This is a genomic window from Streptomyces sp. NPDC002088 (assembly GCF_040296605.1).
GTDB lineage: Bacteria > Actinomycetota > Actinomycetes > Streptomycetales > Streptomycetaceae > Streptomyces.
In genome coordinates, this window is record NZ_JBEOXO010000003.1 from 376,027 (window position 1) to 389,783 (window position 13,757).

The following is a 13,757-nucleotide window of genomic DNA, read 5'->3' on the forward strand; positions in this document are numbered from 1 at the left end:
TCGGGAAACGCGCGAAACTCGAGTAATGCGGGAAACGGGGGAGATGAGGGAAGCGCGGGGAACGCAGGAAACACGAGGAGCGGCGGTGTTCCAGGGCTGCTGGTGACGGGGCGCTATCGGCTGGTCGAAAGTATCGGTCAGGGCGGAATGGGGCGGGTGTGGCGGGCCGTCGATGAAATGCTCGACCGCCTGGTCGCCGTCAAGGAGATGCGCATCGACGGACTCGACGCGGAGGACACCCGCACCCGCCGCGAGCGCACACTGCGCGAGGCCCGGGCGACGGCCCGGATCGACCACCCTCAGGTCGTGCGCGTGTACGACGTGGTGGACGAGGGCGAACGCCTGTGGATCGTCATGGAGTTGGTGGCCGGCCGCTCCCTGGAACGGGTCATGGTGGAGGACGGCCCACTGAGCCCGCGTGAGACGGCCCGCATCGGCCTCGGCCTGGTCGCGGCACTGCGGCAGGTGCATGCCGGGGGCGTGCTGCACCGTGACATCAAACCGGGCAACGTCCTGGTGGAGACCGGCGGACGACGCGTCGTCCTGACGGACTTCGGCATCGCCGCGATCCAGGACGCGAAGGCGCTCACCATGGTCGGCATGCTGGTCGGCTCACCCGACTACATGGCGCCCGAACGGATCTCCGGCCGCCGCCAGGGCCCGCCGTCCGACGTCTGGTCCCTGGGCGCGACCCTCTGCGCGGCCCTGGGCGGCCGCTCCCCCTTCTCCCGGGACACGACCCTGGCGACCCTGCACGCGGTCCTCTACGAGGAGCCCGAACTCCCCGCCGCAGCGGGCCCGCTGCGCGACATCCTGGCCGCGCTCCTGGAGAAGGACCCGTCGGCACGCCCGTCCCTGCAGGACGTGGAATCCGCCCTGCAACCGGTCGCGTATCCAGCGCCCGAGTCCGGACCCCTCTCTCCCCCCGCGCCCGTGTCCGGGACCCCCTCCGTCTCCCCCTCCGCACGCGCACATCCGCCCGCCCCCGAGCCCCAGTCGGGACCGTTGCCTGGTTCCGAGCCGCAGTCGGAACCGTTGCCCGGTTCCGAGCCGCAGTCGGAACCGTTGCCCGGTTCCGAGCCACAGTCGGAACCGTTGCCCAGTTCCGAGCCGCGGTACGGGCCATTGCCCGCCCCCGACCCGCAGTCCGGTCCCTTGCCCGCCCCCGAGGCGCCCTCAGGGGCCACCCCGGTGCCCGCCCCCGACCCCGAGGCGCTGCCTCGCCGGCAGACACCGGTGTCGGAGCCGGCGACCCGAGTCCTTCCGTGGGCTCCCGGGGAGAAGCCCACGCCGGCCTTTGTGGACGCCCCGCGTGACCCCAGGCAGCCCGCCCCCGCCCCCGTACAGGACGCGACCCCGCCGCAGAGCCCGGCGCCCACCGAGGAAGCGCGACCCGCACCCGCGCTCCACGAAACCGCCACCCGCACCGAACACACCGAACCTCCCGCCCCCCGCACCCCCAACTCCTCCACGGAGCGTTCCGAGACGTCCCTCAGCAACGCCATGGGCACAGGCGTCTCCCTGGCTCGGGCGCAGGCGGAGACGGAGCGGCGCCCGGTGCCGGTGCCCGGCCCGGGCGAGCTGCCAGGTCCCGTCCGCCCGTCCACCCCGGCGCGAGGCGGCCGGCGCCGTACGGCGGCCCTTGTCGCCGCCGTAGGCGTGGTCACCGCGGGAGCGGTCGTCGGGATCGTCCTGGCGACGGCGTCCTCGCCCGACGACACCGGGGCAGACACCTCCGCACCGTCGGCCTCACCACAGACGTCCGTGTCGGCCTCGGCCCCGACCGGCACCCCCTCGTCCACGGTCGAGGGCACTTACCGGCCCCCGAGCCTGCCGCCGGGCGCGCACCAGGAGGCCGGCGGGTTCGCGTGGGTGACGCCCAAGGGCTGGCGGAGGGACGTGAAGACGGGCGCCGAGGTGCACTACACCTCACCCGACGGCAAACAGGAGCTCGTGGCCAAGTCCTCCCTGGCCCGCGGCGACCTGATGGACACCTGGCAGACCTCGGAGCAGAACGCCCACCAGGGCCAGGGCTACCGCAAGATCCGCCTGGAGGAGACGACGTTCCGCGGCAACCCGGCGGTCGTCTGGGAGTACACCTTCACCCTCCAGGGCACCCAGTGGCACGCCAGCCTGCTGGGCTTCAACGCGAACGGGAAGTCGTACCAGATCAACACCTGGTACCAGCCGGAGATCGAGCCCCAGGCGGTGAAGACGTACAACCAGGTCAAGGACGACTTCACGGTCCTTTGAACGCGTGAGGGGAGGGAACCCGCGGGCTCCCTCCCCTCACGCACGGCGATGAGGCCGCGGGCGTCAGCCCACGGACACCTCGTCGGTCTTGACCTCGGCCACCGCAGCCTGGCGAGAGCCTCGGACCTTCTCCTTCACCACGGCGATCACGATCACGACCGCCGCGACCAGCAGCGACAGCAGCACGGTCGTACGCCCGCTGCTCTCACCCTCGGTGTCGGTCAGCATGTAGCCGAGGACGAACACGATCAGCGCGGCCGTCGCCCAGGTCAGGTACGGGTACAGCCACATCTTCACGACCAGCTTCTCCGGCGCCTCGGCCTGGATGATCTTCCGCATGCGCAGCTGCGAGAAGCAGATCACCAGCCACACGAAGAGGGCCACCGCACCACTGGAGTTCACCAGGAAGAGGAAGACCGAGTCCGGGAACTTGTAGTTGAAGAACACGGCGACGAAGCCGAAGAGGACGGAGGCGATGATCGCCGCCATCGGCACACCGCGGGACGTGGTCCGCGCGAAGGCCTTCGGCGCGTCGCCCCGCCGGCCGAGCGAGAAGGCCATGCGGGAGGCCGTGTAGAGGCCGGAGTTGAGACAGGACAGCACCGAGGTCAGCACGATGAAGTTCATGATCTGACCGGCGTGCGCGATACCGAGCGAGTCGAGGGCGGCGACGTACGAGCCGTCCTTCTTGATGGAGGGGTCGTTCCACGGCAGCAGCGAGACGACCACGAGGATCGAGCCGAGGTAGAAGACGCCGATACGCCAGATGATGCTGTTGGTCGACTTCGTGACGGCCCGCTGCGGGTTCTCGGACTCACCGGCGGCCAGCGTGGCGATCTCGCTGCCCATGAAGGAGAAGACGACGAGCAGCACACCGGTGAGGATCGCGCCGGGCCCGTGGGGCAGGAACCCGCCGTGGTCGGTGAGGTTGCCGAGGCCGGCCTTGTCGGTGTGCGCGCCGGGCAGCACGCCGAAGACGGCCAGCGCGCCGATGACGATGAACGCACCGATCGCCACGACCTTGATCCCGGCGAACCAGAACTCGAACTCGCCGTAGGAGCCGACGGAGACGAGGTTGGTGGCGGTCAGCACCACCATCACGATCAGCGCCCACCCCCACTGGGGCACGCCGGGAATCCACGACTCCAGGATCTTGGCGCCGGCGGTGGCCTCCACGGCCAGCACGACGACCCAGAAGAACCAGTAGAGCCAGCCGATGGAGAAACCGGCCCAACGGCCGAGCGCCCGGTCGGCGTGGGCGGAGAAGGAACCGGACGTCGGATTGGCCGCGGACATCTCACCGAGCATCCGCATCACCAGCACGACGAGCGTGCCGACGAGGGCGTACGACAGGAGAATGCCGGGTCCGGCGGTGGCAATACCGGAACTGGAACCGACGAACAGGCCGGCGCCGATGACACCACCAATGGCGATCATCGAAAGGTGGCGGTTCTTGAGACCGGCGTGGAGACCGGGACCGGGTTCTCCGGGGTCTCCCTGGCCGCTTCCGGCCTTCGTCAGGGTCGGCTGCGAAGTCATGGATGGATTTCCTTTGCGCCGCTTGAGGGGGGCTCCCGTACGAGCGGTGTACGAGTTGGACCAGTGAAACTGAGGCTCAGGAATTCGGGAACCTTTGATTCCGGATTGTTACTTGAGGTTTCCCTGAGGTTCTGTAGTGTTGCTCACACTTTTCCGCTGCGGCACCCGGGGCTGCTGCCCCGCAACACCCGTGTCACACTCGTCCCATGCGCGTGTATCTCGGCTCCGACCATGCGGGCTTCGAACTCAAGAACCACCTCGTCGAATGGCTCAAGGCGGCGGGTCACGACCCCGTCGACTGCGGCCCCCACATCTACGACGCCCAGGACGACTACCCGCCCTTCTGCCTCCGCGCCGCGGAGCTGACGGTCGCGGACCCCGACTCCCTCGGCATCGTGATCGGCGGCTCCGGCAACGGCGAGCAGATCGCCGCGAACAAGGTGAAGGGCGCACGGGCGGCTCTCGCCTGGAGCGAGGAGACGGCGTCCCTCGGCCGCCAGCACAACAACGCGAACGTGATCGCGGTGGGCGCGCGCATGCACACGGAGGAGGAGGCGACGAAGTTCGTCGAGACCTTCCTCAACACCCCGTTCTCCGGTGACGAGCGTCACATCCGCCGCATCGACATGCTGTCCGGCTACGAGACGACGGGCGACCTCCCGCCGATCCCGGCACACCACCCGCAGCAGTAGGCAGGTTTTTCGAGACCCGCCCGTCTCGGTCCTCGTCGAAGGACGAGGACCGAGACGGGCGGGTGGGTGGAAAGGACGAGGTCACGTGCCAGAGGGGCACACGATTCACCGGCTCGCGCAGGACTACGCCGCGCGTTTCTCCGGCCGGGCGGCGCGCGTCTCAAGTCCCCAGGGCAAGTTCAGCGACGCCGCCGCACTTCTCGACGGCACTCCCCTGAACACCACCGACGCCCACGGAAAGCACCTGTTCCTGGGCTTCCGGGACGCCGACTGGATCCATATCCACCTCGGTCTCTTCGGCAAGGTCGGCTTCGGCGACGCCCCCGCGCCTCCGCCCACGGACACCGTGCGCCTCCGCCTCGCCAACGACACCGCGTACGTCGACCTCCGCGGACCCACCACCTGCGCCCTGATCACGCGCGCCGAGAAGCAGGCGATACACGACCGCCTCGGCCCCGACCCCCTCCGCGAGGACGCCGACCCGGCAGCCGCGTACGCCCGCATCCGCCGCAGCCGTACGACGATCGCCGCCCTCCTCATGGACCAGAAGATCATCGCCGGCGTGGGCAACGTCTACCGCGCCGAGGCCCTCTTCCGGCACCGCATCGACCCGTACCGCGCCGGCAAGGACATCACCCCCGCCGAGTGGGACACGATCTGGACCGACCTGGTCGAGCTCATGCGCGAGGGCGTCCGCCACAACCGCATCGACACGGTCCGCCCGGAACACACCCCGGAGGCGATGGGCCGCCCGCCCCGCGTCGACGACCACGGCGGCGAGGTCTACGTCTACCGCCGCGCCAACCGCCCCTGCCACATCTGCGGCGGCGAGATCCGCACCGCCGACCTCGCCGCCCGCAACCTCTTCTGGTGCCCGACCTGCCAGAGACGGTGACGCGCCAAGCGCTCCGCTGGAAACGCGGTGACGATCCTGCGGGCCGGTGGGGGCTGGTCGCGCCCACGCGGCGGAGCCGCATATCGACACAGCCCCGCGCCCCTTGCGGGGCTGTGCCGCACCGGACAGCTCCTAGAACCCGTGCGGCAGCCAGGGCGCCACCAACGCCCCGAACCCCACCGAAGCCTCGGCCAGCGCCCCCCGCCGTATCTCCCGCACCCGCCCGGCCCCCGCCAGCGAAGCCAGCGACACCCCGCCGAGATACACCGCTCCCAACTCCCGTACGGACAAGGCGAGATCAGCCGCATCCGTCGTGCGAGCGCACGACGCCCCCTTGGTGTCCCCCGTCAGCCGCCAACGCCCCGAATTCCACGGGCAGAACGCGTCCTCGACCTCGAACACCACGTCCACCGGCGCCTGGTAGGTCCGCGCCTCCAGCGCCGCCCCGACATCCACCAGCCGCAGGTGCAGCGAGTCCCGCACCTGCAGCCGGCACCGCCGGATGTCGGACACCTGGTGCTGCCAGGCCTCGTCGACGGGCCGCCCGCGCACCTTCAGCGAGGTCGTCAGGTCGATGCCGAACAGGAAGCGCCACAGGGCCGCGTCCGTCGCCGGATCGAGCGCCGCCAGGTCCTGAAGGACCACCTGGCCGTTGTGCCCGGTGTCCGTCCACTCCAGCTTGACCCGGAAGCGGGCGTACCCGGTGGGCTCCCCGTCCCGCTCGGCGACCACGCACTGGAGCGGTGATGCCCCGCCCCGCTCGTGCTCCGAGTCGAGCAGCCCCACCCGCTCCCAGCCGGGCTGCCGGGCCGGCATGCCCGCACGGGAGAGCACCGTCCGCGCGTACACGGACTCGCACACGTCCAGAGCGTCCGCCGGCTGCTCGTAGCGCAGACGTACGGCATCGGTACCGTCCGGCACGGACAGCCGTACCCGACCGGTGTCGATCTCGGCGCTGAGACCGAAGGTCGCCGGGGCGTAGCCGAACCGCCCGTAGATCGCGGGCTCGGACGCGGTGAGCACCGCCAGCGGCTCGCCCCACGCCCGTACGTCGTCCAGCTGCCGCCGCATCATCGACGTCAGAATGCCGCGCCGGCGGTGCGTGGCGGCCACGCCGACCATCGTGACGCCCGCCGCGGGCACCGAAGCGCCGCCCGGCACGGTCACCCGGAAGGCGAACGCCCCCGCCGAACCCACACACCGGTCCCCGTCCCACGCCCCCAGCGAACGGTCGAAGTCGGCGAGCTCGCGCCACAACTCCCGCTCCTCGGCCGACTCCTCACCACCGCCGAAGGCGCGCAGCAGGTTGCCGTACCACTGATCCCAGTCGTCCTGCCGCAGCACCCGCAGGTCGGTCGCCCCGTCGGGCAAGTCAGTCGCCATGAACCATGCGTACCAGGGCAAGGCGGGACGAGCGAACGAATTTCTCCATGCCCGCAGCGCAACGGCTTTCCGTGAAGTTCACTGTGAAGTTCAACCTCGGACGGGGGACAAGTGGGACCTCCCGTGCCAAGCAGCTGGTCCGATGGATAGGGTCCCGAACTAATGGCAGCAGGACGAGAGCGGCGCGCGGCGGCCGATACGTTCACGGCCCGGTTGAAGATGCAGTGGCACCGGGCCCGCGTCGGTGTGCGCAGATCCGCTGTGGACTACTTCCGCGGGGACGGCTCGGACTGGATCGCGCTGGCCGGACTGTTCCTCACCGTCCCGCTGATCGCGGCCACGACGCTCGCCAACTCCGTGTGGTGCTCGCCGGCCGCGCTGGTCCTGCCGATCGTCGCGGGCGGCCTGCTGCTGCGCCCGGCGAGCCTGCTGGGCCTGTACGCGGCCGCGGCCACGGCCCTGATCGTGGAGTCGGTGAAGCTGGGCCCCTACACGGAGGGTCCCTCCCGGGTCACGCCGGGCGTGGTCCTGGTCGTCGCCGCCTGCGGTTTCGTAGGACTGCTGATCGCCCAGTTCCGCAGCCGGGTCGGTGTGCCCTGGCGGCGCGGCGGCACCATGCTGTTCGACCTGCGCGAACGCATCCGTGTGCAGAGCAAGCTGCCGAAGCTGCCGCGCGGCTGGCACCGCGAGATGGCGCTGCGCCCCGCCGGCGGCCAGTCCTTCTCGGGTGACTTCGTGGTCGCGGCCCGTACGAACGGCGGCCGCACCCTGGAGGTCGTGCTCACCGACGTCTCCGGCAAGGGCATGGACGCGGGCTCACGCGCTCTGCTGCTGTCGGGCGCCTTCGGCGGCCTGCTCGGCTCGCTCCCCCCGCACTCCTTCCTCCCGGCCGCGAACGGCTACCTCCTGCGCCAGGACTGGGACGAGGGCTTCGCGACCTCCATCCACCTGGTCCTGGACCTGGACTCCGGCGACTACGAGCTCTACTCCGCCGGGCACCCGCCGGGCCTCCAGCTCAGCGCGGGCAGCGGCCGCTGGGAGGAGAAGGCCGCCGAGGGCCCGCTCCTCGGTGTGTACGACGGCGCCCAGTTCGACCCCGTGAAGGGCTCCCTGCGCGCCGGCGACGTCCTGATGCTGTTCACCGACGGCCTCGTCGAGACCTCCGACCGCGACATCGTCGAGGGCATCGACCGGCTCACCGGCGAGGCCGACCGCTATGTGGCCGGCGGCTTCCAGGGAGCCGCCTGGCACCTCATCGAGGCGGTGGCGAAGGACGTCAACGACGACCGGGCGCTGCTGCTGGTCTGCCGCGAGGGCCCGACCGCGGCCGCCATCCGCTGAAAAGCCGCTGAAAGGCCGCCGAAGGGCCTTGGAAAGGCGCCCATGCTGACTGTCTCCGAGGTCGAGGCCCTGGCCCGGGCGGCGCACGAGGGACAGACCGACAAGGCCGGGCGGCCGTACGCCGAGCACCTGAGGGCCGTCGCGGACGGCGTGCGCGAGCGCGGCGGGGACGACGAGCAGATCGCGGCGGCCTGGCTGCACGACTCGGTCGAGGACGACGCGCTGTCCGCACAGTGGCTGCACGAGGCCGCGCTGACCGGCCGTACGAAGGACATCGTGCTCGCCGTCACCAAGCGGAAGGGTGAGGAGCCGACGGCATACGCGCGGCGCATCCTCGCCGCCCCCGGGGCGTTGCTGGTGAAGGAGGCGGACCTGGCGCACAACGCGGACCCGGCGCGCCTGGCGGTCCTCGACGAGGCCACCCGCACACGACTGACCGAGAAGTACGCGCGGATGCGCGCACTTCTCGGCCTCATGGAACCGAACCGGACGGCCGACTCGGACCGGGACAGTCCTAAGCAGCCTTGACGAAGTCCGGTGCGGTATCGCGCCCCGTAAGGGGCGCGGGGCTGTGTCGATATGCGGCTCCGCCGCGTGGGCGCGACCAGCCCCCACCAGCCCGCGGGTTCGTCATCGCGCTTCCAGCGGAGCGCTTAGGCGCTGACCTTCTCGCGCACGTTCCCGTCCTTCTCGCTCTGTTCCTTCTTCTCGCGCTCGCGGGCCAGTGCGGCCGCGTCCCGCTTGAAGGCCCACGCCATCTTCGGCTCCATCGCGAACCGGAACACCCGCTGCACGGGCGGCGTGCACAACAGCGTCACGGCCGCGGCCGCGAGGACACTCACGACGATCTCGCCGAGCGGCCGGTGCAGCCAGGTGTGGTCGAACCAGCCGCGGTACTCGCCGGCCTTGATCAGGAAGCCGTGCAACAAGTAGCCGTACAGCGTGCCCGCGCCGAGCGCCGTGAACCACGTCTTCCGGCCCGGCACCCAGGCGAGGAAGCAGGCGGACAGCAGCAGCGAGCAGCCGAACAGCGCCAGTTGCATCACCGGGCCGACCCACCAGGGCGCGCCCAGTTGCTGCGCGGAGTCGCGGTGGTAGAGCCACGCGACGTTCATGCGCGGCACCGCCCACCAGCCGAAGGCCAGCGCGAACGCGAACACCGGCACGGCCAGGATCCGCACCGAACGGCGGCGCACCAGCCGGAAGTGCTCGGGCTTCAGGCACAGGCCCAGCACGAAGAACGGCAGGAACTGCAGGACGCGCTGGAGGTCCAGGTCGTCCCCGATGTTCGGCGTGACGGACGCGAGCGCGGCGACGCCGAGGGCGAGCGGCAGCGGCCAGCGCACCAGATTCCAGATCGGCGTGGTGAGCCGCCAGATGAACAGCGCGCACAGGAACCAGGTCAGATACCAGGGGTCGAGGAGGCTGATGTCCTGGTCCGGGGCGTGGTCCACGACCCGCTTGAAGAGCGGGTAGGCCGTCTCGAAGAGGATGTACGGCACGGCGACGCCGGTGACGAGCCGCTTGAGCCGGTCGGGACGCGCGTCGAAACTCCGTGAGAAGAAGCCGGAGATGACGATGAACGCCGGCATGTGGAACGCGTACACGATCATGTACGCGCCCTGCAGGATCCGGCTGTCGCCCTTCAGCGGCTCCCAGGAATGGGCCACGGCCACCAGCACGATCGCCAGGTACTTGGCGTTGTCGAAGAACGCGTCGCGCTGCTTGGGCTGTCTGCCCTGCGACCGATTGTCGGGCTTGTTCTGCTTGTTCTGCTTGTTCTGCTTGTTCTGGTCCTGCTGGACGTGCGGTGAGGGCGAGGCAGCGGGGAACATTTGAGGCACCCTAGCGTCGTCTGTGGGTTTCCGTAAAACCCTCCACGTCAATATGGCTTATCGGGTTCGGCTGCCCCGGGATTTACTGAAGTAGGCCTCCCTGCCGACGTGATGGTGCCCACAGGGCAAGGCATCCTGGGTGCGGCAGTTCCTCCCCTGATGTCGCAATTCATCCCGACGAAAGGGTGCATAAGACCAGTGGGGTAAGTGCCCGCCACCTACCTTTGCGCACAATTCGAATTCGCTGCGAACGCGTTGTGTGGGCACGGAAACGATCCCTGCAATTCCCTGTGCGGGTGCACCTTCGAATTGCTGTACGGGGTCCGTCGGGCGCCTGTCCGCGCGGGCGGGCGCGTCCTGATCGTGGCCGATGATGCGTCACGTGCCGCATACGCGGGCCGCGTTGGTGGCACGATGGTTCTGGCGGGGGTGCGCGGGGCCGGCATCCCCTGGCCGGGAGAGCGAACCGACCGAGGGTGTGATCAGTTGTGGCCATTTCACTGTCCGTGGTGCTGCTGTTGGCGATCATCCTGGTGGTGTTGATCCGGGGCGGCTCGATCAAGGCGGGTCCGGCGATCGTGGCGATCCTGTTCGGCTTTTTCCTCGCCTCGACGGGCATGGCCCCGTCAATAAACCGCTTCCTCGACTCGATAGCGGAAACGATCAACTCGATCAGCTTCTGATCGATCAGGGCGGTCCTGGAGCGATCTCGGAGCGGTCTCGGACCGATCCTGGATCTCCCGGATCGGTCCCGGATCGGTTCCGGATCGGTCCGGATCGGCCCCGTAGTGATCGGAAGCCGACCGGCGGGCCCCGGAAACGCCTCGGGGCCGGACCGAGGACTGAATCCTCGGTCCGGCCCCGGGCCGTAGAGAGCGGGCGACGGGAATCGAACCCGCGTAGCTAGTTTGGAAGACTAGGGCTCTACCATTGAGCTACGCCCGCACAGACGCGCCGCAGGTCGGACGACCGCGACACAGAGGCATCGTAGCGGGTCGTGCGCCGCCGCCGCACACTCCGTTCGCCCAGAGGAAATGCGGCAGCTCTCACTGCCTGCGTGCATGTACCCTACGTGTCGCACCAGACGGGGTGTGGCGCAGCTTGGTAGCGCGTCCGCTTTGGGAGCGGAAGGCCGTGGGTTCAAATCCCGCCACCCCGACCATCCAGCCGGATCACCACAGGTGATCGCCTTTGGGCGTGGGTAGCCGCTGCGGTTACTATGCAAGCTGCGCGCCCGTGTGTCTCACGTCTGAAGTCTCCGGGCGACGAAAATCCGCCGGACCCGTCGGGTTCCGGCAGAAACCAAGAAGTCAGCCACAAGGAGACCGAACCGTGAAGAGCGCCGTGGAGACCCTGAACCCGACTCGGGTTCGGCTCACTGTCGAGGTGCCCTTCGAGGAGCTCAAGGACAGCCTCGACGCGGCGTACAAGAAGATCAACCAGCAGGTCACGGTGAAGGGCTTCCGGAAGGGCAAGATCCCGGCGCGCGTCATCGACCAGCGGTTCGGCCGCGGTGCGGTCCTGGAGGAGGCGGTCAACGACGCGCTTCCGAAGTTCTACACGGAGGCGGTCAACGAGGCCGAGCTCAGCGTGCTGGGCCAGCCCGAGGTCGACATCACGGAGCTGAAGGACGGCGAGACGCTGAACTTCACCGCCGAGGTCGACATCCGCCCGTCCCTCGAGATCCCGGACTACTCCGGCATCGAGGTCGAGGTCGACGCCGTCGAGGTGTCGGACGAGGACATCGAGAAGTCGGTGGAGCAGCTCCGTGAGCGCTTCGCGTCGACGAGCCCCGTCGAGCGCGCCGCCCAGGACGGCGACGTCATCACCATCGACCTGGAGGCCAAGGTCGACGGCGAGGTCCTCGAGGACGGCGTCGCCGAGGGCGTCTCCTACACCATCGGCTCCGGTGAGCTGCTGGACGGCATCGACGACGCTGTGAAGGGCCTGGAGGCCGGTGGCGAGGCCACCTTCACCTCCGAGCTCAAGGGCGGCTCGGCGGCCGGCAAGGAGGCCGAGGTCACCGTCAAGGTCACCCAGGTCGCCGCGCGTGAACTGCCCGAGCTGGACGACGACTTCGCGCAGCTCGCCTCCGAGTTCGACACCCTCGACGAGCTCAAGGGCGACAGCCGCAAGCGCCTCGAGAACATGAAGCAGTACGACCAGGCCACGCAGGCCCAGGAGCGCGTCCTGGAGAAGCTGCTCGAGCTGGTCGAGGTCCCGGTCCCCGAGAAGCTGCTCGAGGACGAGATCAACACCCGTAAGCACAACCTCGAGCACCACCAGCTCGGCCAGATGGGCCTCGACCTCGCGAAGTACCTGGAGATCCAGGGCAAGACCGAGGAGGAGTTCGAGACCGAGACCCGTGAGGCCGCGGTCAAGGGCATCAAGACCCAGTTCGTGCTGGACGAGCTCGTCAAGGTGGAGAAGCTCAACGTCAACCAGGAGGAGCTCACCGAGCACCTCATGCGCCGCGCCGCTTCCTCCGGCATGTCCCCCGACCAGTTCGCCCAGGCGGTCGTCGAGGGCGGCCAGGTTCCGCTGCTCGTCGGCGAGGTCGCCCGCGGCAAGGCCCTGGCCCTGGTCGTAGAGGCCGCCACGGTCAAGGACACCAACGGCGAGGTCATCGACCTGGACGAGGAGGAGGAGGCCGAGGAGGCCACCGCCGAGACGCCCGAGGCCGAGGCCGAGGCCGAGGTCGAGGAGAAGCCCGAGGCCTGAGCCTCGCGCCGCTTCTGACGCAGTACGACGGGCCCTGGGGGGCGTTTCACCCCAGGGCCCGTTGTCTTACCCGGGGGCGCGGGGCTGTGACATCGTGCGGCTCCGCTGTGACATCGTGCGGCTCCGCCGCGTGGGCGCGACCAGCCGCGACGCACCCGCAGCCGCCCACCGCCGAAAGTCCCGACGGCGCCTCGAATTCCGCCCCACCCCACGGAGTGACCTGCGCTCACAGCGAACAGTTCCTTTTGCGGGATTCCCCGAAGGGACCCGCGCGTTAGGGTCCATGAGTACGAGGGCAGGGGAGTCCCCGGAAACGGCCGGACGGCCCCGAGCCCCGGCAGAACACGTGAGACGGCCCGGCGCCGTCGTAAGACGAGCAGGTGGATACGTGACGAATCTGATGCCCTCCGCCGCCGGCGAGCCTTCCATCGGTGGTGGCCTCGGCGACCAGGTCTACAACCGGCTGCTCGGCGAGCGGATCATCTTCCTCGGCCAGCCGGTCGACGACGACATCGCGAACAAGATCACTGCACAGCTGCTGCTCCTTGCCGCCGACCCGGACAAGGACATTTACCTGTACATCAACAGCCCGGGCGGTTCGATCACGGCCGGCATGGCGATCTACGACACCATGCAGTTCATCAAGAACGACGTGGTGACCATCGCCATGGGTCTCGCGGCCTCGATGGGTCAGTTCCTGCTCAGCGCGGGCACGCCCGGCAAGCGCTTCGCGCTGCCGAACGCCGAGATCCTGATCCACCAGCCCTCCGCCGGCCTGGCCGGCTCGGCCTCGGACATCAAGATCCACGCCGAGCGGCTGCTGCACACCAAGAAGCGCATGGCGGAGCTCACCTCCCAGCACACCGGCCAGACGGTCGAGCAGGTCACCCGCGACTCGGACCGCGACCGCTGGTTCGACGCCTTCGAAGCCAAGGAATACGGCCTCATCGACGACGTGATCCCCACGGCCGCCGGCATGCCGGGCGGCGGCGGTACCGGGGCGGCCTAGCAAGGGCCCGTGCGGGCCTGTAGGGCCCGACCAAGGCCCCGGGTCCCGGACGGCCCCGCCGACAGGGACCAGGCCCTCCACAGGGCCGT

11 protein-coding genes and 2 tRNA genes are annotated in these 13,757 nt (G+C 69.5%); 9 read left to right on the top strand and 4 right to left on the bottom strand.

Annotated elements, in window-relative coordinates:
• The first annotated feature begins 102 nt into the window (after window positions 1-102).
• Window positions 103-2,253 carry a serine/threonine-protein kinase gene (locus ABT114_RS09005; protein WP_502988185.1) on the top strand — a complete coding sequence of 717 codons (2,151 nt, stop codon included), beginning with the start codon at window positions 103-105 and terminating at the stop codon, window positions 2,251-2,253.
• A gap of 63 nt (window positions 2,254-2,316) precedes the next feature.
• Here ABT114_RS09005 and ABT114_RS09010 read toward each other — a convergent pair whose 3' ends face one another.
• Window positions 2,317-3,792 carry an amino acid permease gene (locus tag ABT114_RS09010; protein ID WP_351140175.1) on the bottom strand — a complete coding sequence of 492 codons (1,476 nt, stop codon included), beginning with the start codon at window positions 3,790-3,792 and terminating at the stop codon, window positions 2,317-2,319.
• Window positions 3,793-3,998: 206 nt separating this feature from the next.
• Here ABT114_RS09010 and ABT114_RS09015 point away from each other — a divergent pair, with 206 nt between their 5' ends.
• Window positions 3,999-4,484 carry a ribose-5-phosphate isomerase gene (locus tag ABT114_RS09015; protein WP_351140176.1) on the top strand — a complete coding sequence of 162 codons (486 nt, stop codon included), beginning with the start codon at window positions 3,999-4,001 and terminating at the stop codon, window positions 4,482-4,484.
• Between the two features lie 85 nt (window positions 4,485-4,569).
• On the top strand, window positions 4,570-5,379 hold the full coding sequence (locus ABT114_RS09020; RefSeq protein ID WP_351140177.1) for an Fpg/Nei family DNA glycosylase: 810 nt from the start codon (window positions 4,570-4,572) through the stop codon (window positions 5,377-5,379).
• 132 nt (window positions 5,380-5,511) lie between these two features.
• On the opposite strand, the gene ABT114_RS09025 is transcribed toward ABT114_RS09020, so the two are convergent.
• The gene (locus ABT114_RS09025) at window positions 5,512-6,762 is read right to left on the bottom strand and encodes a GNAT family N-acetyltransferase (protein WP_351140178.1); all 1,251 of its coding nucleotides are present in this window, start codon (window positions 6,760-6,762) and stop codon (window positions 5,512-5,514) included.
• Between the two features lie 162 nt (window positions 6,763-6,924).
• On the opposite strand from ABT114_RS09025, the gene ABT114_RS09030 reads away from it, so the two are divergent.
• Together ABT114_RS09030 and ABT114_RS09035 are read left to right on the top strand one after the other, a co-directional pair.
• On the top strand, window positions 6,925-8,103 hold the full coding sequence (locus ABT114_RS09030) for a PP2C family protein-serine/threonine phosphatase (protein WP_351140180.1): 1,179 nt from the start codon (window positions 6,925-6,927) through the stop codon (window positions 8,101-8,103).
• A gap of 42 nt (window positions 8,104-8,145) precedes the next feature.
• Window positions 8,146-8,631 carry an HD domain-containing protein gene (locus tag ABT114_RS09035; RefSeq protein ID WP_351140182.1) on the top strand — a complete coding sequence of 162 codons (486 nt, stop codon included), beginning with the start codon at window positions 8,146-8,148 and terminating at the stop codon, window positions 8,629-8,631.
• Window positions 8,632-8,756: 125 nt separating this feature from the next.
• Here ABT114_RS09035 and ABT114_RS09040 read toward each other — a convergent pair whose 3' ends face one another.
• Window positions 8,757-9,938: an acyltransferase family protein gene (locus ABT114_RS09040; RefSeq protein WP_351140184.1), complete on the bottom strand. Its 1,182-nt coding sequence runs from the start codon at window positions 9,936-9,938 to the stop codon at window positions 8,757-8,759.
• A 488-nt stretch (window positions 9,939-10,426) separates the two neighbouring features.
• Between ABT114_RS09040 and ABT114_RS09045 the strand changes: the two genes are divergently transcribed.
• Window positions 10,427-10,621 (top strand): hypothetical protein, encoded by a 195-nt coding sequence (locus ABT114_RS09045; protein WP_351140186.1) that lies wholly within the window; start codon window positions 10,427-10,429, stop codon window positions 10,619-10,621.
• 191 nt (window positions 10,622-10,812) lie between these two features.
• On the opposite strand, the gene ABT114_RS09050 is transcribed toward ABT114_RS09045, so the two are convergent.
• Window positions 10,813-10,883 (bottom strand) — tRNA-Gly (locus tag ABT114_RS09050).
• A gap of 140 nt (window positions 10,884-11,023) precedes the next feature.
• On the opposite strand from ABT114_RS09050, the gene ABT114_RS09055 reads away from it, so the two are divergent.
• The 3 genes from ABT114_RS09055 (at window position 11,024) to ABT114_RS09065 (ending at window position 13,668) form a co-directional block, all read left to right on the top strand.
• Window positions 11,024-11,100, top strand: a tRNA-Pro gene (locus tag ABT114_RS09055).
• A gap of 170 nt (window positions 11,101-11,270) precedes the next feature.
• Window positions 11,271-12,659, top strand: a complete 1,389-nt coding sequence (gene tig, locus ABT114_RS09060; protein ID WP_351140188.1) for a trigger factor — start codon at window positions 11,271-11,273, stop codon at window positions 12,657-12,659.
• A 400-nt stretch (window positions 12,660-13,059) separates the two neighbouring features.
• Window positions 13,060-13,668 (top strand): ATP-dependent Clp protease proteolytic subunit, encoded by a 609-nt coding sequence (locus tag ABT114_RS09065; protein ID WP_057574659.1) that lies wholly within the window; start codon window positions 13,060-13,062, stop codon window positions 13,666-13,668.
• Window positions 13,669-13,757: the final 89 nt, after the last annotated feature.

Excerpts from the sequence above, each read along its gene's own strand:
- ABT114_RS09065 (WP_057574659.1), top strand. The coding sequence starts at position 13,060 with ATGCCCTCCGCCGCCGGCGAGCCTTCCATCGGTGGTGGCCTCGGCGAC.
- ABT114_RS09030 (WP_351140180.1), top strand. The coding sequence starts at position 6,925 with ATGGCAGCAGGACGAGAGCGGCGCGCGGCGGCCGATACGTTCACGGCC.
- ABT114_RS09025 (WP_351140178.1), bottom strand. The coding sequence starts at position 6,762 with ATGGCGACTGACTTGCCCGACGGGGCGACCGACCTGCGGGTGCTGCGG.
- ABT114_RS09010 (WP_351140175.1), bottom strand. The coding sequence starts at position 3,792 with ATGACTTCGCAGCCGACCCTGACGAAGGCCGGAAGCGGCCAGGGAGAC.
- ABT114_RS09035 (WP_351140182.1), top strand. The coding sequence starts at position 8,146 with ATGCTGACTGTCTCCGAGGTCGAGGCCCTGGCCCGGGCGGCGCACGAG.
- ABT114_RS09040 (WP_351140184.1), bottom strand. The coding sequence starts at position 9,938 with ATGTTCCCCGCTGCCTCGCCCTCACCGCACGTCCAGCAGGACCAGAAC.
- ABT114_RS09015 (WP_351140176.1), top strand. The coding sequence starts at position 3,999 with ATGCGCGTGTATCTCGGCTCCGACCATGCGGGCTTCGAACTCAAGAAC.